Annotated in this window: 10 protein-coding genes and 1 pseudogene; 10 read left to right on the top strand and 1 reads right to left on the bottom strand. The window is 50.0% G+C overall.

The genetic code is table 11. The features are described from left to right. Positions 1-2: 2 nt before the first annotated feature. From FVR03_RS14855 to FVR03_RS14830, 7 genes and pseudogenes are all read left to right on the top strand, one after another. Positions 3-1,934, top strand: coding sequence for a RagB/SusD family nutrient uptake outer membrane protein (locus tag FVR03_RS14855; RefSeq protein ID WP_147922549.1), 1,932 nt, complete (start codon positions 3-5; stop codon positions 1,932-1,934). 29 nt (positions 1,935-1,963) lie between these two features. Beyond that, positions 1,964-4,117 (top strand): hypothetical protein, encoded by a 2,154-nt coding sequence (locus FVR03_RS14850; RefSeq protein WP_147922548.1) that lies wholly within the window; start codon positions 1,964-1,966, stop codon positions 4,115-4,117. A 225-nt stretch (positions 4,118-4,342) separates the two neighbouring features. Further along, positions 4,343-6,016 carry a T9SS type A sorting domain-containing protein gene (locus FVR03_RS14845; RefSeq protein WP_147922547.1) on the top strand — a complete coding sequence of 558 codons (1,674 nt, stop codon included), beginning with the start codon at positions 4,343-4,345 and terminating at the stop codon, positions 6,014-6,016. A gap of 40 nt (positions 6,017-6,056) precedes the next feature. Further along, positions 6,057-7,142: a glycoside hydrolase 43 family protein gene (locus FVR03_RS25310; protein WP_500797023.1), complete on the top strand. Its 1,086-nt coding sequence runs from the start codon at positions 6,057-6,059 to the stop codon at positions 7,140-7,142. 15 nt (positions 7,143-7,157) lie between these two features. After that, positions 7,158-7,769 (top strand): annotated as a pseudogene (locus FVR03_RS25305) (beta-xylosidase family glycoside hydrolase); the annotation flags it as partial. 155 nt (positions 7,770-7,924) lie between these two features. Beyond that, positions 7,925-10,318 (top strand): glycoside hydrolase family 95 protein, encoded by a 2,394-nt coding sequence (locus FVR03_RS14835; RefSeq protein ID WP_255474230.1) that lies wholly within the window; start codon positions 7,925-7,927, stop codon positions 10,316-10,318. 142 nt (positions 10,319-10,460) lie between these two features. Continuing rightward, a complete protein-coding gene (locus tag FVR03_RS14830; protein WP_187270175.1) occupies positions 10,461-13,193 on the top strand; it encodes a pectinesterase family protein in 2,733 nt (910 codons plus the stop codon). A 96-nt stretch (positions 13,194-13,289) separates the two neighbouring features. On the opposite strand, the gene FVR03_RS14825 is transcribed toward FVR03_RS14830, so the two are convergent. After that, positions 13,290-14,393, bottom strand: a complete 1,104-nt coding sequence (locus FVR03_RS14825) for a transposase (RefSeq protein ID WP_147922544.1) — start codon at positions 14,391-14,393, stop codon at positions 13,290-13,292. 403 nt (positions 14,394-14,796) lie between these two features. Between FVR03_RS14825 and FVR03_RS14820 the strand changes: the two genes are divergently transcribed. From FVR03_RS14820 to FVR03_RS14815, 3 genes are all read left to right on the top strand, one after another. Beyond that, complete coding sequence (locus FVR03_RS14820) at positions 14,797-16,914, top strand: hypothetical protein (RefSeq protein ID WP_147922543.1); 2,118 nt, start codon at positions 14,797-14,799, stop codon at positions 16,912-16,914. A 202-nt stretch (positions 16,915-17,116) separates the two neighbouring features. Next, positions 17,117-17,431: a DUF6660 family protein gene (locus FVR03_RS25205; RefSeq protein ID WP_369410458.1), complete on the top strand. Its 315-nt coding sequence runs from the start codon at positions 17,117-17,119 to the stop codon at positions 17,429-17,431. 146 nt (positions 17,432-17,577) lie between these two features. Continuing rightward, positions 17,578-19,645, top strand: a 2,068-nt coding sequence (locus FVR03_RS14815; RefSeq protein ID WP_147922561.1) for an efflux RND transporter permease subunit, incomplete at its 3' end; no start/stop codon positions are given.

The raw sequence follows: 19,645 nt of genomic DNA, 5'->3' as shown, positions 1-19,645 counted from the left end.
AGATGAGAAAATATTTAATCATTTTTAGCATATTCCTATTGCCACTTGTTTCCTGCGAACATTTCCTGGAAGTAAGCTCCGACTCCAAGTACGAAGATGATTATGTCTTTGGAAATAAAGAGGAGATAAACAGGGTATTGACTGCCGTGTATGCCTCCATGATGAGCAACGACACATACGGTAATGCCTACTTCAGTACCTTTGCCCTTAACAACGATGTAGAGTTTACGGCCTTCAGCAACCAGTTACGGAACGTAAACGGGGAAGATTTCAGGGTTTTTGACGGTGCCCAGCATGCGGCTTCCATTCAACGGTTCTGGGATAAGCAATACGAGGGAATTGAGCGAGCGAATATCTTTATCGATGGCATCCAGAGCAGCCCGGTTTTTAACAAAAACGATATAGATCTCACACAGCAACTTGGTGAGGCGAAAGTACTGCGGGCTATCTTCTACCACGACCTGGTGGTGATGTTTGGTGATGTGCCTTTCAACACCGAGCCTTCCATGAAGCTTAGCTCATTCGTAATCCCTGTCACGGACCGTAACCAAATCCTCAGTTTCCTTATCGAGGATTTAAGAGGAGCTGCTTCCGGCATGAAATCCGCAGCTACTTTAACACATGGTGTAGAACGGGCATCTAAGGAATTATGCTATGGCATGATCGCCCGGATGGCCTTAACCCGCGGCGGTTATGCCTTGTACCCGGAAGGTGGCGCTCAAGGCACTATGAAACGGATGCCTGATTACAAAGATTATTACAGTGTTGCCATGCAGTATGCCGACTCTGCCATTTCATTGGGTACGCACAATCTTAACAAACCATACCGGCAGGTATTTATCGACCAGACGAACAACATTGTAAGCAATAACGACGACCCTATTTTTGAAATTCCTTTCCTGAGACGTTCGAGCAGCAATGTCGGCTTTGTAACCGGGGCTGCCGTAGGTTCAGTCGAAGGTATCACCAATCACGAGTGGGGGGCAGCGAGCGGTGGCATGCGGCTTAATGCTTTCTACCATTACTCCTTCGACCGCAAGGATATCAGGAAAGACTATACAGTGGGTATGTGGAGTTACGACGCTGCCCGCGTGCCACAGGTACTCGTTGACTACAGCATGTACAATAACAAGTGGTCGAAACTTTGGGCAGATCCTTCTAAGGCGCTAGGAAACCAAAGTGCAGGTGCTACCGGTATTAACCTGCCATACATGCGTTTGGCTGACATCTTGTTGATGTATGCTGAAGCCGTTAATGAGGTAGAGGAAGGGGTAATGGGTACACATGGCGCAAAAGCAGTTGAAGCTCTAAAACAAGTGCGCAGACGCGCCTTTGAACCCGCAGACCATCCCGAAAAGGTGGATGCCTATACCAACGCTGCCGCTGCCTCTAAAGAAGCCTTTTTTAAAGCGATAGTGAATGAGCGGAAATGGGAATTTGGTGGCGAAAACATACGCTGGAAAGATCTGGTTCGCTGGAATCTGTATTCGAAAGTGGTGTACGACAGTTTTATGGAATACTATACTGTAGCGTCCATGGCCGGAGGCGACTTTATAGATGGTTACGAGAAATATGAGAAACTCCCTTTTAACAAGTTTTTCAGGCGTGTTCCCAACCCAGGCAACAGAAACATTTATCCTGTTACTGATTCCAGGTTTCAGATTATTGAATTTTACAACCCATGGGAAGCTACCCTGCACCCAGGTGCCGGTTGGGAGATAGCAACCTATTATAACTGGTATAACGAAGATACTTCCATTCCCAGACCTCAGATTCTTTATTCATACCGTGGCTTTATTAATGGCGGCCCGGGAGGCAATCTGGGAATGATGGACCCTAATAACCTGCCGCCCGTGCGGTATATACTGCCTTTCCCTAACCATGCTGTCCAGATGAGTAATGGTGCCTATAAAAATAACTATGGCTATAATTAATGGTTTTTGGAACAACGGATAATCGTAATATGAAAAATAAAATTTTAGTACTGAATCTCGTTTTTGCAAGCATAATAGCGTTGGCTTTTAATGCCTGTAAGGACCCTTTCAACGACATCACCGACGAAGAACAAAACAGGTCGTTTATGGCTGTGTTTCGTCAGCAGGCAAATACAGGTAATGCCAATGATCCCCTTGCCAGTCAGGTTGTAAATACAAACGATGTGTACCTGGTCTGGAACGGCATTAACGGCGCAGCAGGTTACCGCTTACAAATGAAAACCCAGGCCGGCGCCTGGGACAGGCCAGCCGACATCCTTTGGGATACCGTTGTAGGGCCCGATGTGCTGAAACTGACCAAGAAGGATTTGCAGTATTCAACCAGGCATAATTTTGCCATTCAAACACTCTCTCCCCGCGGAGAAGCTTACCACTCGAAGTGGTATGGGTTGGGTGATGGCGCTCACAATGATGAACGCGCAGATTTCGATACAGGCGAACGATACGGTATACCCGATGTTGTTTCCGTTTCTAATGTGACGGAAAACAGCCTGCGGGTATGGTTCGACCAGACCGTGTATGATACAAACCCAACTGTACTGAATCCCAGCTTCCAACATGAGAATGATATGTTTCTGATAGACGAGATCCTGGTTGAACCCGCCTCAGTGAACAGGGATTTACCTTCGAAAAAGATTACCCTTACCCCCACAGATTTAGCGAATGGGTACGTTGATGTTACAGGCCTTAGCTCAAATGCTTTGTATGTGGTAAACGGGCTTAACAACAAAGTGAAACGCTACTGGGACCGGTTATACAATACAACCATGGTTCGTATGAGAGGCCAGGTAGGTGCGCCTATTCTTATTCCGCACGTGGTCGACAATTTAAATACTTGGGCGAAACAGCATAATGCTTCCCGCCTTGATACTATCTTAAATAATTTTCTTTTTGATAATGAACTGGCCGAAGGCACCATCTTCATGCTCGAAGCAGGCAAAAATTATTATATCAATTCCGGTACGGTAATAGCAAAAGGATTCACCTTAAAATCAAACAGCCCCGGCACGAAAGCAACAGTTTTGTTGGGGCTTGGCTATAGCGAATCCAATACAGCAAATGCACATACTCCTAACTTCCAGCTGGGCCGCCAGGCACAAGCCGGTGAAATAGGCAGTATTACCGTGGGCGATGTGATCTTTGATGGTATCAACTTCGAGTCACCGTATGCGGTTAACTTCTTCAACCAATCATTGTTTCCGGGTAAGGCCATTTCCGGTAACTACTTTATGAACCAGCACTCGGCATCAATGCCTTTTACCTGCTCCAAACTGGAGGTTCGTAACTGTAATTTCCAGGGTATAGTTCGGGGGTGGTTCCGAACCCAGGGCTCTAACCGTCAGGTTATCGAAAATATTATTGTCGATAACTGCTTGTTTCACGACAATGGGATGTATGATGTAAACGGACGTGGCTATGCCTTTATCACCGGGGAAGCAAGGTCGGAGAGAACGAATATATTTAACAATGTAGTTATCAAGAACAACTCCTTTATTGGTATCTCCTACGACCAGCTGATGCGCGAAAATGCAAACCTGAACTGGGCGCCGAGCGTGGTTTGGAATGTAACTATCGAGAATAACACCTTTTTAAATGCATTTTCCATCTCGAATGGCCGTTTCCTGATAGCACATCCAAACGCTCCGATAAATAGCAGCTACACGATTAAAAAGAACCTCTTTATCTCTGTTAAAGCCGCCAACGACAACAGGCCGTTTTTCCAGAGTGGCTTAAATTTTACTGCCTATCGTCCAGGTCTACGTTTCGACATTACCGATAACTATTCAACCGCAGCAAAATCAGCAAACGGTGCTGTTACCTACTTTACCAGTGCAGAGATATTTAACAACCAGCCGTTTAGCCATGCCAGTCGGGGAGCAGGCTTTAATGGAGGAGAACTGAATGTGGGTGGTCTGGAAGCAACAAGAGTTATAACGGGTCTAACACCAATTGCACCGGAGAACCTGATGATCGATCCTTATCCGAAAGGTAGGCAAACAGGAACAACCTGGGCTCCCGATTCTCATATTTACAACCTGAATGGGATGCGATTCAGGAATACCTCAGAAGTTCAAAACCATCCCATCTTTACCAAAGGCATTGGAGACCCTCGTTGGAGGTAATTCAGATGAAATATCTTCTACTAAAAATCAGTGGGGATAGTAACCTGCCAGATAACTCTAACCTGAAGTCAACTCACTCAACTAGTGGGGGACTTCAGGTCCTTTGAAAATTGTTCGTAGAAAATTTATTTACTAACTCTGTTTTTGTTGTGGCCTTAACATAAAAGCCAACGGTGAAGATCCCTCTATAGCTACTATTTTGAAACTCTGTTCACAAACTTTATCATGATTAAAAGACTACTGTTCATTATTTGTTTTGCCTTCTCAGGTTACCTCCAGGCCCAGCAATTAGCTTTTCCGGGTGCAGAAGGTTTCGGCCGTTATACTACTGGCGGTAGGGGAGGCGCAATATATGCTGTTACCAACCTCAACGACTCCGGAGCCGGGAGTTTACGCGATGCAGTAACCAGATCGGGGGCGCGTACTATTGTTTTTAGAGTTTCCGGGACCATTTCTTTGAACTCCACCCTCAACATTAGCAACCCCAATATTACCATTGCCGGACAGACAGCACCGGGTGACGGCATCACCATCAAAAACTACCCGGTTAACGTCAATACCGACAATGTCATTATCCGCTACATTCGCTTTAGAATGGGCGACGAAGCGCAGCAGGAGGCCGACGCCCTTGGAGGACGGTACCGCAAAGATATAATAGTAGACCACTGCTCCATGAGCTGGTCTACCGACGAGTGCGTGTCGTTTTATGACAATGAAAACCTCACGCTGCAGTGGTGCCTTATTGCTGAAAGCCTGCGCAACTCACTTCACGAAAAAGGCACGCATGGGTATGGTGGCATCTGGGGGGGCAGGTATTCGTCTTTTCACCATAACCTGCTGGCCCACCACGACAGCCGTAACCCCCGGCTTGGCGGTATCCGCACCGAAGTGACCGATATGCGCAACAATGTCATCTACAACTGGAACGGCAACAGCGGCTACGGTGCAGAGGGGTTAGATGTTAATATCGTGAATTGTTACTACAAGCCCGGCCCTGCCACAGCGTCTTCCAGAAGGGAGCGTATCTTTTCCATCGATAAAAACAAAACAGTTGGAGGTACTAACTACGACATCTGGGGCAGGTTCTACATCAACGGCAACTTCGTGGATGGCAGCACCCGCGCCACGGAAGACAACTGGACCTACGGTGTATACAACCAGTTTCACAACAGCTACGGCACCGTATCGGAAGCAGACAAGGCAGCCATGCGCATGAGCTCCCCACACGATATCGGGAATAATGTGGTTACTCATTCGGCAGAACAAGCCTACGAACTGGTACTGCAGTATGCCGGAGCATCGCTAAGGCGCGATGCAGTGGACGAACGCATCCTGAATACCGTCCTCGACCGCTCCTTTACCGCCCAGGGCTCAAAAGGGAGTACTAACGGCATCATCGACTCACAAGCCGATGTGGGCGGCTGGCCAGTGCTGCAGTCTTTGCCAGCACCGCAGGATACCGATAACGACGGCATGCCTGACGCCTGGGAAACCGCCAACGGACTGAATCCGGACGATGCCAGCGACCGCAACGGCATCCATGCCAGCGGCTATACTAACCTGGAATTATACCTCAACAGCCTCGTTGCCTTAAACGTAACCGGGCTGCCGCAGGAGAAAAGGCTTGAGAAAACTGAGATCTTCCCGAATCCATCTACAGGAGTTTCCGCAATTGCCTTTACACTGAAACAGCAAAGCCAGGTGCGAATTGAGGTAACTGACCTGGCGGGAAAACAGGTAAATATGCTGCTCAACAGCCGCCTGGCACCTGGTAACCATGAAGTGAAGTGGAACGGCACCGATGTCAGAGAGAACAGCCTGCCTGCGGGCATTTATCTGGTGTCTGTTCAGACGGAAAATGAACATATAGTAAAGCGTTTGGCACTGCTAAGAGAATAGTGGCTGCTTCAGTTAATGATTATAGTATTAAAAATCAATTATGCTTTCAAAGAAATATCTGACGTTAAGTTTACTGGCTTTACTTGCTTGCCAGAGCGAGAAAACACGTACTGAAATAGCATCCACCGAAAAAACACAGGCTTGGGTGTCGCTACCCGCACCCACGGGCGAGGTATCGAAAGTATGGGTGGCGGACCTGGGTGATGGCCGCTACAAAAACCCCATCATCAACGCCGACTACTCCGACCCGGATGTGTGTAGGGTAGGAGATGATTACTTCATGACCTCTTCCAGCTTTAATGTCGTACCTGGTCTTCAGGTGCTGCACTCCAAGGACCTGGTGAACTGGAAAATCATCGGCTATGCGTTGGACCGCCTGCCCCCGTTCGAGCACTTTTCCAGGCCGCAGCACGGTAATGGGGTGTGGGCGCCGGCTATCCGCTACCACGAAGGCGAGTTCTATATCTATTGGGGCGACCCTGACTTTGGCATCTATATGGTGAAGACCAAAAATCCTGCAGGGCAATGGGAGGCACCGGTATTGGTAAAGGAAGGCAAAGGCCTTATCGACTCCTGCCCTTTCTGGGATGAGGACGGACAGGCTTACCTGGTGCACGGCTGGGCCGGTAGCCGGGCCGGCATCAAAAGCGTGCTGACAATAAACCGCATGAATCCGGAAGGCACCAAAGTGCTCGACGAAGGCGTGATGGTCTTCGACGGTCACGATGCCCACCCTACCGTGGAAGGTCCTAAATTTTACAAGCGGTACGGCTACTACTACATTTTTGCGCCTGCCGGTGGCGTGTCTACAGGCTGGCAACTGGTGCTCCGCTCCAAAAACATCTATGGCCCTTACGAGGAGAAAATCGTACTGGACCAGGGAAAAACTTCCATCAACGGTCCGCACCAGGGCGCCTGGATAGACACACCAGATGGCAAAGAACATTGGTTTATGCATTTCCAGGACGTTGAGGCCTATGGCCGCATTGTGCACCTGCAACCCATGAAGTGGGTGAACGACTGGCCGGTAATCGGCGAAGACACTGATGGCGACGGCAAAGGGCAACCGGTGCTGGTACACCAAAAGCCGGACGTAGGCAAGACCTCTCCGGTAGTAACGCCCTAGGAATCAGATGAGTTTGAGGGGCACAGGCTGGGGTTGCAGTGGCAGTGGCATGCCAATCCCAAAGCTACCTGGGCTTTTGTCAATCCCTCTAATGGCCAGCTGCGGATGTTTACAGAGCAGCAACCGGAGAACTATAAAAATTTCTGGGATACTTCGAACCTCCTGTTGCAGAAGTTCCCGGCTGAGCAATTCACGGTCACCACAAAGATGAAGTTCACGCCAAACGATAAACTGGTAAACGAGCGGGCAGGGCTGATCGTGATGAGCGACAGTTATGCGCACCTTTCGCTGGTGAGCAAAAAAGACGGGCTTTACCTGGCTTACACCAAAGGCGAGAAAGCCGAGAAAGGCACCCCCGACAAAGAGGAGCTGCTGGGCAAGGTGAAGAGCAAAGAAATCTATTTTAGAGTGGATGTGGATAAGGGAGCTGTATGCCAGTTCAGCTACAGCGAAGACGGCAGCCAATTCAAGCTAGTAGGCACACCGCTTACAGCTAAACCAGGCAAGTGGATAGGCGCCAAAGTGGGTTTGTTTGCCGTGCGAAAAGACAAGATAAACGACGCAGGCTATGCCGATTTTGACTGGTTCCGGATAAATCCTCTGCAGGCAAGAAATCTGAATAATTAAGAAAAAGAATTGGTGATTTCTTGTTACTGCTATAAAAGTAGAAAATTATAAGTTTTAAATTTTTATAAAACATGAGTATTCTTAGAAGTGTTATTTGTGCATTTGTATTAATAATGACCGTCCTTGCTGATTCCGCTGCACAGACAAGTACAAACATGAAGCTGTGGTACAACAAGCCCGCTTCTAACTGGAACGAGGCGCTGCCACTGGGCAACGGCCGCATAGGCGCCATGATATTTGGCGAAACGGCCAGGGAGCAGCTCCAGTTAAATGAGGAAACCGTTTGGTCAGGGGAACCGGGCAACAATGTCAATGCCGCCCTCTACAGTGCCTTGCCGGAGATTCGTCAGCTAATCTTCGAAGGCAAACACAAGGAAGCTCAGGCGCTGGCGCTTGAGAAGATTCCAAGAGGTGCACCGGCTCATTTGAATTACGGAATGCAGTACCAGCCAGTGGGCAACCTGTTCATCTCCTTCCCTGGTCACGAAGGAGCTACCGCCTATACCCGCGACCTGGACATCGGGAATGCAATGGCTTCGGTCTCTTATAAGGTGGATGGCGTAACGTATAAGCGCGAAATGTTCTCTTCCTTTCCGGATGAAGTTATTATTATCAGGCTAACCGCCGATATGCCTCAAAGTATTTCCTGTACCCTCGGAGCCGATAGCCCCCATAAAAGCTATAGCGTGCAAACGCAGGAGAAACAGCTCGTGCTGGCAGGAATATCGGGCGACAGCGACAACAAAAAAGGAAAAGTGAAATTCCAGGCTCGCATACAGCCGATCGTGAAGGGAGGAACGGTAACAGCCACAGCCGACCAGCTGCAAATAACGGGTGCCGACGAGGCAATCATTTATGTGTCGATGGGCACCAACTTCAAAAACTACAAAGACCTGAGCGGTGATGAAGCTTCCAGGGCAGCCGGTTTTCTGGCAGCTGCGACCAAAAAGAAGTACAGCAAAGCCCGGGAGGAGCACATCAAAACCTACCGGAAATATTTCGACCGGGTGTCACTTGACTTAGGTAAAACAGACGCGGCAAATAAGCCTACCGATGCGCGTGTGGAGCAATTCGCCGGAGGCAACGACCCGCAGCTCGTGTCGCTGTACTTCCAGTTCGGGCGCTACCTGCTCATCTCCAGTTCCCAGCCGGGCACGCAGCCGGCCAACCTGCAGGGCATCTGGAACGATAGAGTGTCGCCCCCCTGGGACAGCAAGTACACCGTGAATATCAATACCGAAATGAACTACTGGCCGGCCGAGGTAACAAACCTGCCCGAGATGCACGAGCCACTGTTCGCCATGCTCAAAGACCTGGCAGAAACCGGTAAAGAAAGTGCAAAAAACATGTACGGGGCCCGTGGCTGGAACATGCACCACAACACCGACATCTGGCGCATGTCCGGACCCATCGACGGCGCTTTTTACGGGCTGTGGCCGATGGGCGGCGCCTGGCTTACGCAGCACCTGTGGCAGCATTACCTCTACACCGGCGATAAAAAGTTCCTGCAGGAGTACTACCCCATCCTGAAAGGTAAAGCCTTGTTCTATGCCGATGTGCTGCAGGAAGATCCGGTGAATAAATGGCTGGTGGTAACGCCGTCTATGTCGCCTGAAAACGGGCATCAGAGCGGCGTATCTATTGCCGCTGGCACCACCATGGATAACCAATTAGTGTTTGATGTATTCAGCAACACTATCCGGGCAGCTGAAATACTGGGCACAGACATAGCCTTCGCTGATTCCCTGAAAGCCATTCGTGACCGCCTGCCGCCTATGCAAATAGGCCAGCACGGGCAGTTGCAGGAGTGGATGCACGACTGGGACCGCACCAACGATAAACACCGTCACGTGTCGCACCTGTACGGGCTTTACCCGAGCAACCAGGTGTCGCCTTACAGCCACCCACAGCTGTTCAATGCAGCCAAAAACTCCCTCGTTTACCGTGGCGACAAATCTACAGGCTGGTCGATGGGCTGGAAAGTGAACCTGTGGGCCAGGCTTTTAGATGGCAACCGTGCCTATAAACTCATTGAAGACCAGCTATCGCCAGCCGGTTATGAGGCAACAGGCCAGAGTGGCGGTACTTACCCGAACCTCTTCGATGCGCATCCGCCTTTCCAGATAGATGGCAACTTTGGCTGTACTTCCGGTATTGCCGAAATGCTTCTGCAAAGCCACGACGGCACGCTGCACCTGCTGCCCGCCCTGCCCGACAGATGGTCCTCCGGTGAGGTAAAAGGTTTGGTCGCACGCGGGGGCTTTGTAGTAGACATGCGCTGGGAGAACGGAAAAGTGAAGCAACTGGCGATACATTCAAAGCTGGGCGGCAACTGCCGGATAAGAGTGGCGGATAGCCTGGTAATGCAGGGCAAGGGTAAGCTGCAAAAAGCAGCAGGGGAGAATCCGAATACATTTTACCAGGTATCCCATATTAAAGAGCCGCAGATTTCGCCAAAGGCAACCGCAGCAAATGTCGAGCTGCCGCAAACGATTTTACTCGATTTGGGAACGCGGAAAGGCAAAACCTATACGCTGCTAGCAAATTAAGTCACGAATATGCTGTTACGGAAGCAGAGGTTGACCTGCAGGCTTCTGCTTCCGTGATAGAATAATATTAAAAAATACAAGCATTTGTGAATCACTAAAATATGATTTTGCTTCTTTAATTAACCTTTTAATGCTTTTGAAAATGGCTAAACCTTTACCGAAGATTTTAATGCTGCTGTTCATCTTCCTGATTATTTTTTCAGCAAGGGCTCAGAATCCGTTCAATGCCGACATGGTTGTGGCTCTTGATGGCAGCGGCAATTTTAATAAGATACAGGACGCTATCGATGCGGTGCCTTCCAACAGCGACAGGCGCACGGTCATCTACATCAAGCGCGGCCTCTACAATACCGAAAAGCTGATCGTCCCAGGTGATAAGAAGAATGTAACTTTCATCGGGGAAAGCCGTGACGAAACCATTATCAGTTACCATATTTACGATTGTAACAGCCCGGGCTCAGGTAATAAATGCCCAGTTGCCGATGCTGCCAAATGGACAGGCGAGAATATCCGGACTTCATCAACCATCACCCTGCAGGGCGATGGCTTCCGGGCCGAAAACCTTACCTTCCAGAATACGGCAGGTCCGGTTGGACAGGCGCTGGCTATCACAGTTAAATCCGACAAAAATGTATTCCTGAACTGTAATTTTCTGGGTTACCAGGATACTATTTACTTATGGGATGCCGGCAAGCGCAGCTATTTCGAGAACTGCATTGTGCTGGGCCGTACCGACTACATCTATGGCGGAGGCATTGCCTGGTTCGAAAACTGCGAAATCCGCAGCTGGGGTGGTGGCTGGATTACAGCTCCCTCCACACCGCGATCCCAACCATATGGTTATGTATTTAACAACAGCCGCTTTACATACGCTACCAACAGCCCACGCGCCGGAGATGACGGAAACCTTGTAAGAATCGGCCGTCCGTGGCATGAATATCCTAAAGTAGCAATTCTTAATTCGCATATGACGGAAAAAATACATCCGGAAGGCTGGGGCGATAAGTGGGGGATGGACTATTCCGATACCAGTCCGGACCTGCACCTCTACGAGTACAACAACACCGGACCAGGTGCTGATATGAGCCACCGTGCCAACTGGGCTGGCCTCCGGGCACTGACAGAAGCAGAAGCAGCTACCTTTACTATCCAGAATGTAATGGGAGGTTCTGACGGATGGCACCCAACCGCAGAGGCACCAGCTGTCCGGAATTTTAACTGGACAGGCAGCGGCAATACGAAAGGATGGTTAGTGGCCGGAAACTGGAATCCGGGCGATGTGCCTGCTGTTGGAGAATCTGCAACTGTGAACGGGCAGCATGAAGTGTTGGCAACCGGCGGTTCTTTCCTGGCCGACCTGCACCTGCAGAACGGAGCCAAACTAAACGTGACAGATAACAGCACCGCTACTTACCTCTCCATGGCCGGGGCCGAACTCACTACTGCCGGCAATGTAACCCTGGGAGGTAAAATAGCTACCAAAGAAGCAAATAAAATGAATGGAACAGGTACGCTTACCCTGAATGCAGCATTAAGCGGAGTGCACATATTCACGAAAGAAGGTAGCGGACGCGTAGTGCTGGCTGCCAACAACAGTGACTACTCAGGAAACTGGAACGTAACGGCTGGCACACTGGAAGTAAACGTAGCCAGTGCCATTGGTAAGGGTGATGTAACAGTAAACAGTGGAGCCACACTTGTTATCGGAAACGGTGGCGCATTGCAGCCTACGGCAGCTCTGAGAGTGGTAACAGGCTCAACGCTTGTACTCAATGCAGATGTAACGCTAAGTGAGTTTTATATTGATGGTACCATGCAGTCTCTGGGTGAATATTCCGCAACCACCCATGCAGGCTTAATTGGTGGTACCGGTAAGGTTATTGTAGGTCGCCCAAGCAGCTTTAACTTTATAGGCGGAACAAACGGGAACTGGGATAATCCTGCACACTTCTCGCCACAGCTACTGCCTGAGGCAGGCGAAACGGTTATGGTTGCCAGAGAGATAGAGACTACAAACTTTGTTTTCCCTGCTGATATTGTACTGAGCAGCACCGGAAACGTTCGCTTGAGAGGAGCTCACAGAGCAACAGGTGTTATTCGGATGGAGGAGGGCTCCCGAATGAGCTATGCCACCAGTGGCACAGGATTTACGCTGGATGCCCCTATAGAAGTGTCAGGTGATGTGCGTATGGAAATGAACAGTGGCAATAGTGCAGGAAACGCAATGGTATTAATCGGTAACATCAGTGGAAACGGCAAAATTACGGCCCGGAATTCCAGAAACGGTACTGAAGTAGCCACACTCGTTCTTGGGGGAGACAACAGCAGTTTCACCGGCATCTGGGATGTAACCAATGCCCCTGCGCATGCAGATGGTGTGGTTCGTATGGAAGGTACTACTGCCCAAGCGTTCGGTGCAGGTCTGATAGAGGTAGGCTTAAACAACAAGGTGCTCCTCAGCCATGAGAAAAGTGTAGGCGACCACCTGAAACTCAACACCAGCGGCAACGGCAAAGCAGTGCTGAATACAACAGTTCGTGTAAATGCTTTCATGCTGAATGGTACAGCCATTGCACCTGGTACTTACACTGCCACTACACACCCTTCCGTTCTCGAAGGCACTGGTTCTCTTGTCGTTGCAAACGTAACTTCTGTAAAAAAGGACATCGGAAACAAACTGATTGACTACAAGGAGAAGACGCTTTATATTACTGGTTCAAAAACTTTTGTTTCAGTGTTTAGCGAAACCGGTGCAGTGATAGTAGGAGAGGCAACTTCTAAAACTGTTTCATTTCGTAACCTGAAGCCTGGCCTGTACATTGTTCGCTATGCTTCGGATGGTAGGCAAGGTAGTGCTAAAGTACTGGTGAAGTAGTTGGATTTCTCGCAGAAGCCAGTCTATGATGTACTATTACCTACCTGGTAAAGGCAATTTTCAAAAAAGGTAGCGGATATATATCAGGTAGGTTCTTTATGAATTTACTTGGTCAACTGTGATTTTCCCAAAAGCGAAGAGGATTAACTTTTTGAAGTTGTCGGTATAGCGGAATCCCCTGGCGATTCTTTTGATCGCCTGTATCTTTGAATTAATACCTTCCAGCAAGCCGTTTGTCAGCTTGGTTACAACATGATTCACCAGGCCCTGTGCATGCTGGCGGATTGACTTGGAGAGGGCGTTCTTGCCAGCGGCCTCCTCAATCCAGTCAGCCATGAAGATGAGTTGGGCCATCGCTTCATTTGGCTGGTGCTGATTGTAGAAGTCTTGCAGGTACTCGAAGAGCAGCTCTCTGTAAGTGCCGAGTTTGGCATCAAGTTTCTTGAGGTGGCGCTCAAAGAGCTTGAAGACATGCCACTTGTCAAAGGTGATGCCGGCCCATGGCAAGTGCTCTTGTGCGCCATTGATGAAAGCAGGGGACATGTCCATGGACAATTCCCGGATGGCTGCCGGGTTCGCATGTGAGGCGAAAAAGGCCCCTATCGCATCGCTGCTTCTGCCATCCTCGATGGCAATCACCTGCTGGGCGTCCATGTCAGTGAAGATGGTGATGTAGTCGTGGCCTTTGCGGGTGGAGGTTTCGTCAAGGCCTACCCGCTCGCATACGGCAGTGGTGTGGTTCAGGTAGGCCTCTGTGGTGTAGTGATGGTAGCTACTCTCCACGCGCTGCGGGTAAATACCCAGTTGCGCGGCCACGCTCGTAAAGCAGCAGTGTAGCTGCATAAGCTCCAGCACGCGCTGTTCGTAGAGCAGGGTGAAACGGGAATGCTCCCGGGAGAAGCCCGCCTCCATGGCTGTTGTCTTGCCGCTTTCCCTGTCAAGGAAGACCGGTAGCCGGCAGTGCAGGAAGCTCCGGTACTGGAAGAGCCGCAAGTGTTCCCAACTGCGCTCGTAGTAGCTGTGGAGGGAATGGTGAGGGAAAGGACGATAGGCTTTGGAAACCTCCAGGTAAATATGCACCTGCTCCAACTCCTCATTCTTCTCTATCCGGGAAATGGAGAAGCGATAAGAGAGCGGAAGTAAGCTATCTAGTTGCTCTACTATATCCATGGCTTTTTTAACTCTTTTATACGTAACCAAATAAATTCATATAGAACCATCTTAGAGAACATCTTTGAACGTGAAGAAGAATAGAATCTAATGCAAAAGAAATTAAAATAGCTGTAAATGCAGCGCTTCAGGTATTATTGATAACAATCACTTGGGTGTAGGACAAAGCGCACAATTTTCTTCTATACCGGTTCCTATACGTTCATTTGGTAACAGCCTCCGAAACAGTAAAATGGCTTTGGAAGGCTATTTTCATTTGAATAATTGCTTCTGAACCAGTAAGGCAAGATTCCATATAATTTAGTGTACTTTGTCGTACACCCCAATCACTTTTATTTAAATACAACTGCGTGTTCAGTTTCTATGCAACCATTACATTTGGCTTGTTCAAATCCACTGAGTATACACTGAAACAGCAGCTCCCGGAAAAGCCATGAGCAAAAGACCTGCATTATTCTTTTTAATTATTCTGTTTCTGATGATAGCTGGAGGCTCAGCGGCCCAGGTACGACAGGAAAAGCTGGAGCACAAGTTTCCTCAAGCGGCTGCTGCTGTGGTGCCTCTAATTAAAGAATTTCCGCTGCTTGCCCAGCTGCTCCAGGTGCAGGAGCCGTGGCAAGGAAACCCGTTGTTGCTCAAAGACACCATTTTCCCGAAAGAGCTCAGGCTGGCGCAGGGCACTGAAAAGTACCCGCTCCTTTACACTGCACAGCGGAACGCCACCTGGCCCGGCCTTCCTGTTTTTGGGCAACTGGCCTACGAGGTGGAATATTACGTTTTTGACTTGACCCGGCCCGTCATCAAAATCCACATCGGCAGGCCCTTGCGGTTCGACATGCAGCATGGGCGTGTGGAGGCGCTGGCAGCATCGAAGAAGGGCAAATCAATCTTTCCTTACCTGGATGAATCCATGAAGCAGCCGCTTTTTGAAAACATCTCGCAGGTTGTTAAGGCACTGGCACCTTATGGCGCAAAAGAACTTCCTTTCAACCATCCTAAAATTAAAAAATATTTGCTTCCGGAAGGAATAGTACTTACCGTCAGCGATTACAGCGGCTCAACCAACGGAACTGTTTACATACAGCTCACCCTGGAGCCGGAACAGCCTATCAGATCCATGCAGGAAAAGCACATACCCGCATTTCCGGGTGCAGAAGGCTATGGCTGCTACACCCCCGGAGGCAGAGGCGGCAAAGTGTTTGTTGTGACCACCTTGGAAGATTACCTTCCTGAAGACAGGCCCGGCCGGGAAGAAGGCTTATACGGGCAGCCAAGCGAATTTGCCAAGACACTGGGGAAAGGTAACTGGATACCCTATGTGGACGCACTGGGGCAAGAGCATCCGGAACAGGCGCGACCAAAGCTGCCGGGCTACCCGATGATTCCGAAAGAGAAGCCAATTGCCGGCAGCCTGCGCGAAGCCATAGAAGCAGAGGGACCCCGCATCATCGTGTTTGCCGTTACCGGTACTATCGAACTAAAGGCCCCGCTCACCATCATGCATCCTTACCTGACAGTCGCCGGAAACACAGCGCCAGGTGCCGGCATTCAGCTAAAAAACTGGGGAATAGATGTGCGGGCGCACGATGTGGTGCTGCGGTACCTGCGCATCCGGGTTGGTGAAACCAAAGGCCCCGGAAAACTGCAGCGGGTGCTCGGCGACCAGACACACGGCCTTGACATACGGGCGATGAACGTGGTGGTGGACCATTGCGAAGCAGCCTTTGCCAATGACCAGATTTTTAATATTTACGGAGCGGAAAAGCGTGTGGCTTCGACGGTGCAGTGGTCGTACATTTATGGAGCGCCGCGTAAGTCCACGCACGAAAAAGGAAATCACTCCATGTCGGCAGCTGCAAATGGATGGGGTTATATTTCTTTTCATCACAACCTGATAGCACATGGTGAGCGCCGCAACATGCGCGCAGAAATGCTCTCGCTCGATTACCGCAACAACATCCTCTACAACTACGGCGGCGCCGGCTACGGAAGTCCCAACGATTATATAAGGCTGAACTACATTGGCAACGTACAGCAGGAAGGGCCGGACTCTCAGAAGCTGAAGGCCTGGAAATGGGGGTTTCAAAGTGAATCCGTTTATGCTAATTTTTTTGCGAAAAATAATATCATGCCCGATGGAAGTTCTGCCGACCTGAAAGTGCTGCCGGAAACACTCATGCCCGAACCCTTTGAAGCTTTTCCTGTTAAAACCGATTCCCCTGAAGAAGCTTACATGACTATATTGGATGCAGGTGGTACTCATCTGCCTGTCCGGGACAATATAACTGAATTTGTTGCAAATACAGTTAAGGAGGGAAAAGGGACAGTTCCAAACACACCTGCCGAATGGCCGGGAGGCGGCTTTACTTCTTATCCACCCGCCAAGCCTTTGCCGGATGCCGATCAGGATGGTATGCCGGATGCTTGGGAAATAAAATATAATCTGAATCCCAATGATTCTGCTGACGCTTCTGCAGATCTTGATGGGGACGGCTATACGAACATAGAGGAATATATCAATGCTACTTCTCCTTTAAAAAAGGAGAAGTAGCTATTGCAGGTCAATAGACTTTATGGCTGACTCGCTATAAAATAAATTCAAGCTGAATAACGACTAGAAAAACAGTTGTTTCAGCCTAAATTAAGCCTTTTTAGTTTCATGATTTACTAAATTCACTACATGCATCATTACTTTTATAGGATTACCTAAAATTGCAATCCAATTGCAATTAATTTTTATTAATTTGCAGCTGATGAAATGGTTTGCTATTCTTATGGGCATTTTCATGATAGTGGTATCATGTGTTCCCTGTGCTGATGCAGCACCAAGGGTAGATACGCTTGCACAAACCGACATCAACTCAAACACTGATTCGGAAGACCATTCCCCGGCTGCGGATTTATGTTCCCCACTGTGTATCTGTAATTGCTGCGCCGGTTTCGCGTTGCAGACTGTTACACAGAAAACAAGCCTCCCAGCTGTTAAGGTAATCACCCCGGCACCGGTTCATCGGGTAGCCGGTGTAACCACCCCCTCTTTTTCTATCTGGCAACCGCCAAGGCTTTAAATCAAATTTGTTTTGCCTGCTCTGTGAAGTTCCGCTAAGGAAGCTTTACGGCTCTATCTATGCCTGCATTCAGCATACTGGCTGTTTACAGGTATCGGTTTCGGCTGGCAGGAGAATTCCGGAATTTTGATTTAAAGCCTTTTCTTATGCTTGACCGCATTATCCATTTTTCAATTTACAACAAGCTCATCGTTGGGATTTTCACCTTATCGCTAATTGTCTGGGGTGTCTATTCCCTTACGCAACTGCCCATCGATGCCGTGCCCGACATCACCAACAACCAGGTGCAGGTCATCACCACCAGCCCCTCGCTGGCGGCGCAGGAGGTAGAGCGGCTTATCAGTTACCCCGTGGAGCAGACCATGGCCACCATCTCTGAGGTGGACGAGGTCCGTTCCATCTCCCGTTTCGGCCTCTCGGTGGTGACTGTCGTTTTCAAAGAGAACGTCGATATCTATTGGGCGCGCCAACAGGTAAGCGAGCGGCTGGTGGAGGCCAGCGGCCAAATTCCGCCGGGGGTGGGAAGACCGGAGATGGCTCCTATCTCTACGGGCCTCGGGGAGATTTACCAGTACGTGGTGCACCCAGAGCCAGGCTATGAGAAAAAACATCCCGCCATGGAGCTGCGCACCATCCAGGACTGGATGGTGCGGCGGCAACTGCTCGGCACGCCCGGCGTGGCGGAGGTAAACAGCTTCGGCGGATTCCTGAAACAGTACGAAGTAGCCCTTGACCCCGATAGGTTAAAGGCCCACAGCCTGAGCATCACCGATGTGCTGGAGGCCCTGGAGCGAAATAACGGGAACACCGGGGGAGCCTACATCGACAAAAAGCCCAATGCTTACTTCGTCCGGAGCGAGGGCTTGCTAGAGAGCCTGGGCGAGATTGAAAAGGTAGTGGTCAAAAGCACATCCAACGGTACGCCGGTGCTCATCGGCGACATTGGCCAGGTCCGCTTCGGCAGCGCCAACCGCTACGGTGCGCTCACCAATATAAAAGGGGAAGCGGTAGGCGGCATCGTGATGCTGCTCAAAGGTGAGAACACCAACCAGGTAGTGGGGCGTGTGAAAGCGCGCATGGAGCAGATACGGAAAACACTGCCCGAAGGTGTGGAAATTGAGGCCTTCCTGGACCGGAGTGAGCTGATAGATCGGACCATGGACACCGTCACCCGGAACCTAATTGAGGGGGCACTGATTGTGATTTTCGTTTTGGTGCTTTTCCTGGGTAACCTCCGGGCTGGACTAGTGGTGGCCTCTGTCATTCCGCTGGCCATGCTCTTTGCCATCATCATGATGAACCTGTCCGGCGTTTCCGGTAACCTGATGAGCCTGGGGGCCATTGACTTCGGCCTCATCGTGGACGGGGCGGTTATCATTGTGGAGGCGACCATGCACCATCTGGTATTTCGGGGCGGTGGCCGCCTGACCCAGGCGCAGATGAACGAGGAGGTGTACGATTCAGCCCGCAAAATCAGGACATCCGCCGCCTTCGGGGAAATCATCATCTTGATTGTGTACCTGCCCATACTCGTTTTGGTGGGCATAGAAGGCAAGATGTTCCGCCCGATGGCACTGACTGTTTCTTTCGCCATCCTGGGCGCTTTCCTGCTCTCTCTTACCTACGTGCCCATGATGTCCGCCCTGCTGCTGAGCAAGAACACCACCCACAAGCGGAATATCTCAGACCGGATGATGGACTTCTTCCAACGCATGTACAACCCGGTCATCAGGGGTGCTTTGAAATTCAAGGCGTTGGTCATTGGCTCGGCTATGGTACTTTTCGGCCTTAGCCTGGTGGTCTTCTCCCGCATGGGCAGTGAGTTTATCCCTACCCTGGAAGAGGGTGACTTTGCCTTGGAGACAAGGCTTCTGACCGGTAGCTCCCTTTCGGAAACAATAGAGAAAGTGTCGCTTGCCTCCAAGATACTAAAGGAGAAGTTTCCGGAGGTGAAGGAGGTAATCAGCAAAATCGGGGCCGCCGAGATTCCTACGGACCCGATGCCCATGGAATCTGCCGATGTCACCATTATCTTGAAAGACAAGGACGAATGGACCAGTGCCGGCACGCGGGAGGAGCTGGCCGAGAAAATGACGGAAGCTTTGGAAACCATCCCAGGGGTCACCTTCGGGGTATCGCAGCCAATCCAACTCCGGTCAAATGAATTAATCTCGGGGGTGCGCCAGGATGTGGGCATCAAGATATTCGGGGAGA

This window comes from Pontibacter qinzhouensis, assembly GCF_008017455.1.
In the GTDB taxonomy this organism is placed as follows: domain Bacteria; phylum Bacteroidota; class Bacteroidia; order Cytophagales; family Hymenobacteraceae; genus Pontibacter; species Pontibacter qinzhouensis.
The sequence above is the reverse complement of the archived record's forward strand: the minus strand, read 5'-3'. Positions and strand labels throughout refer to the sequence as shown.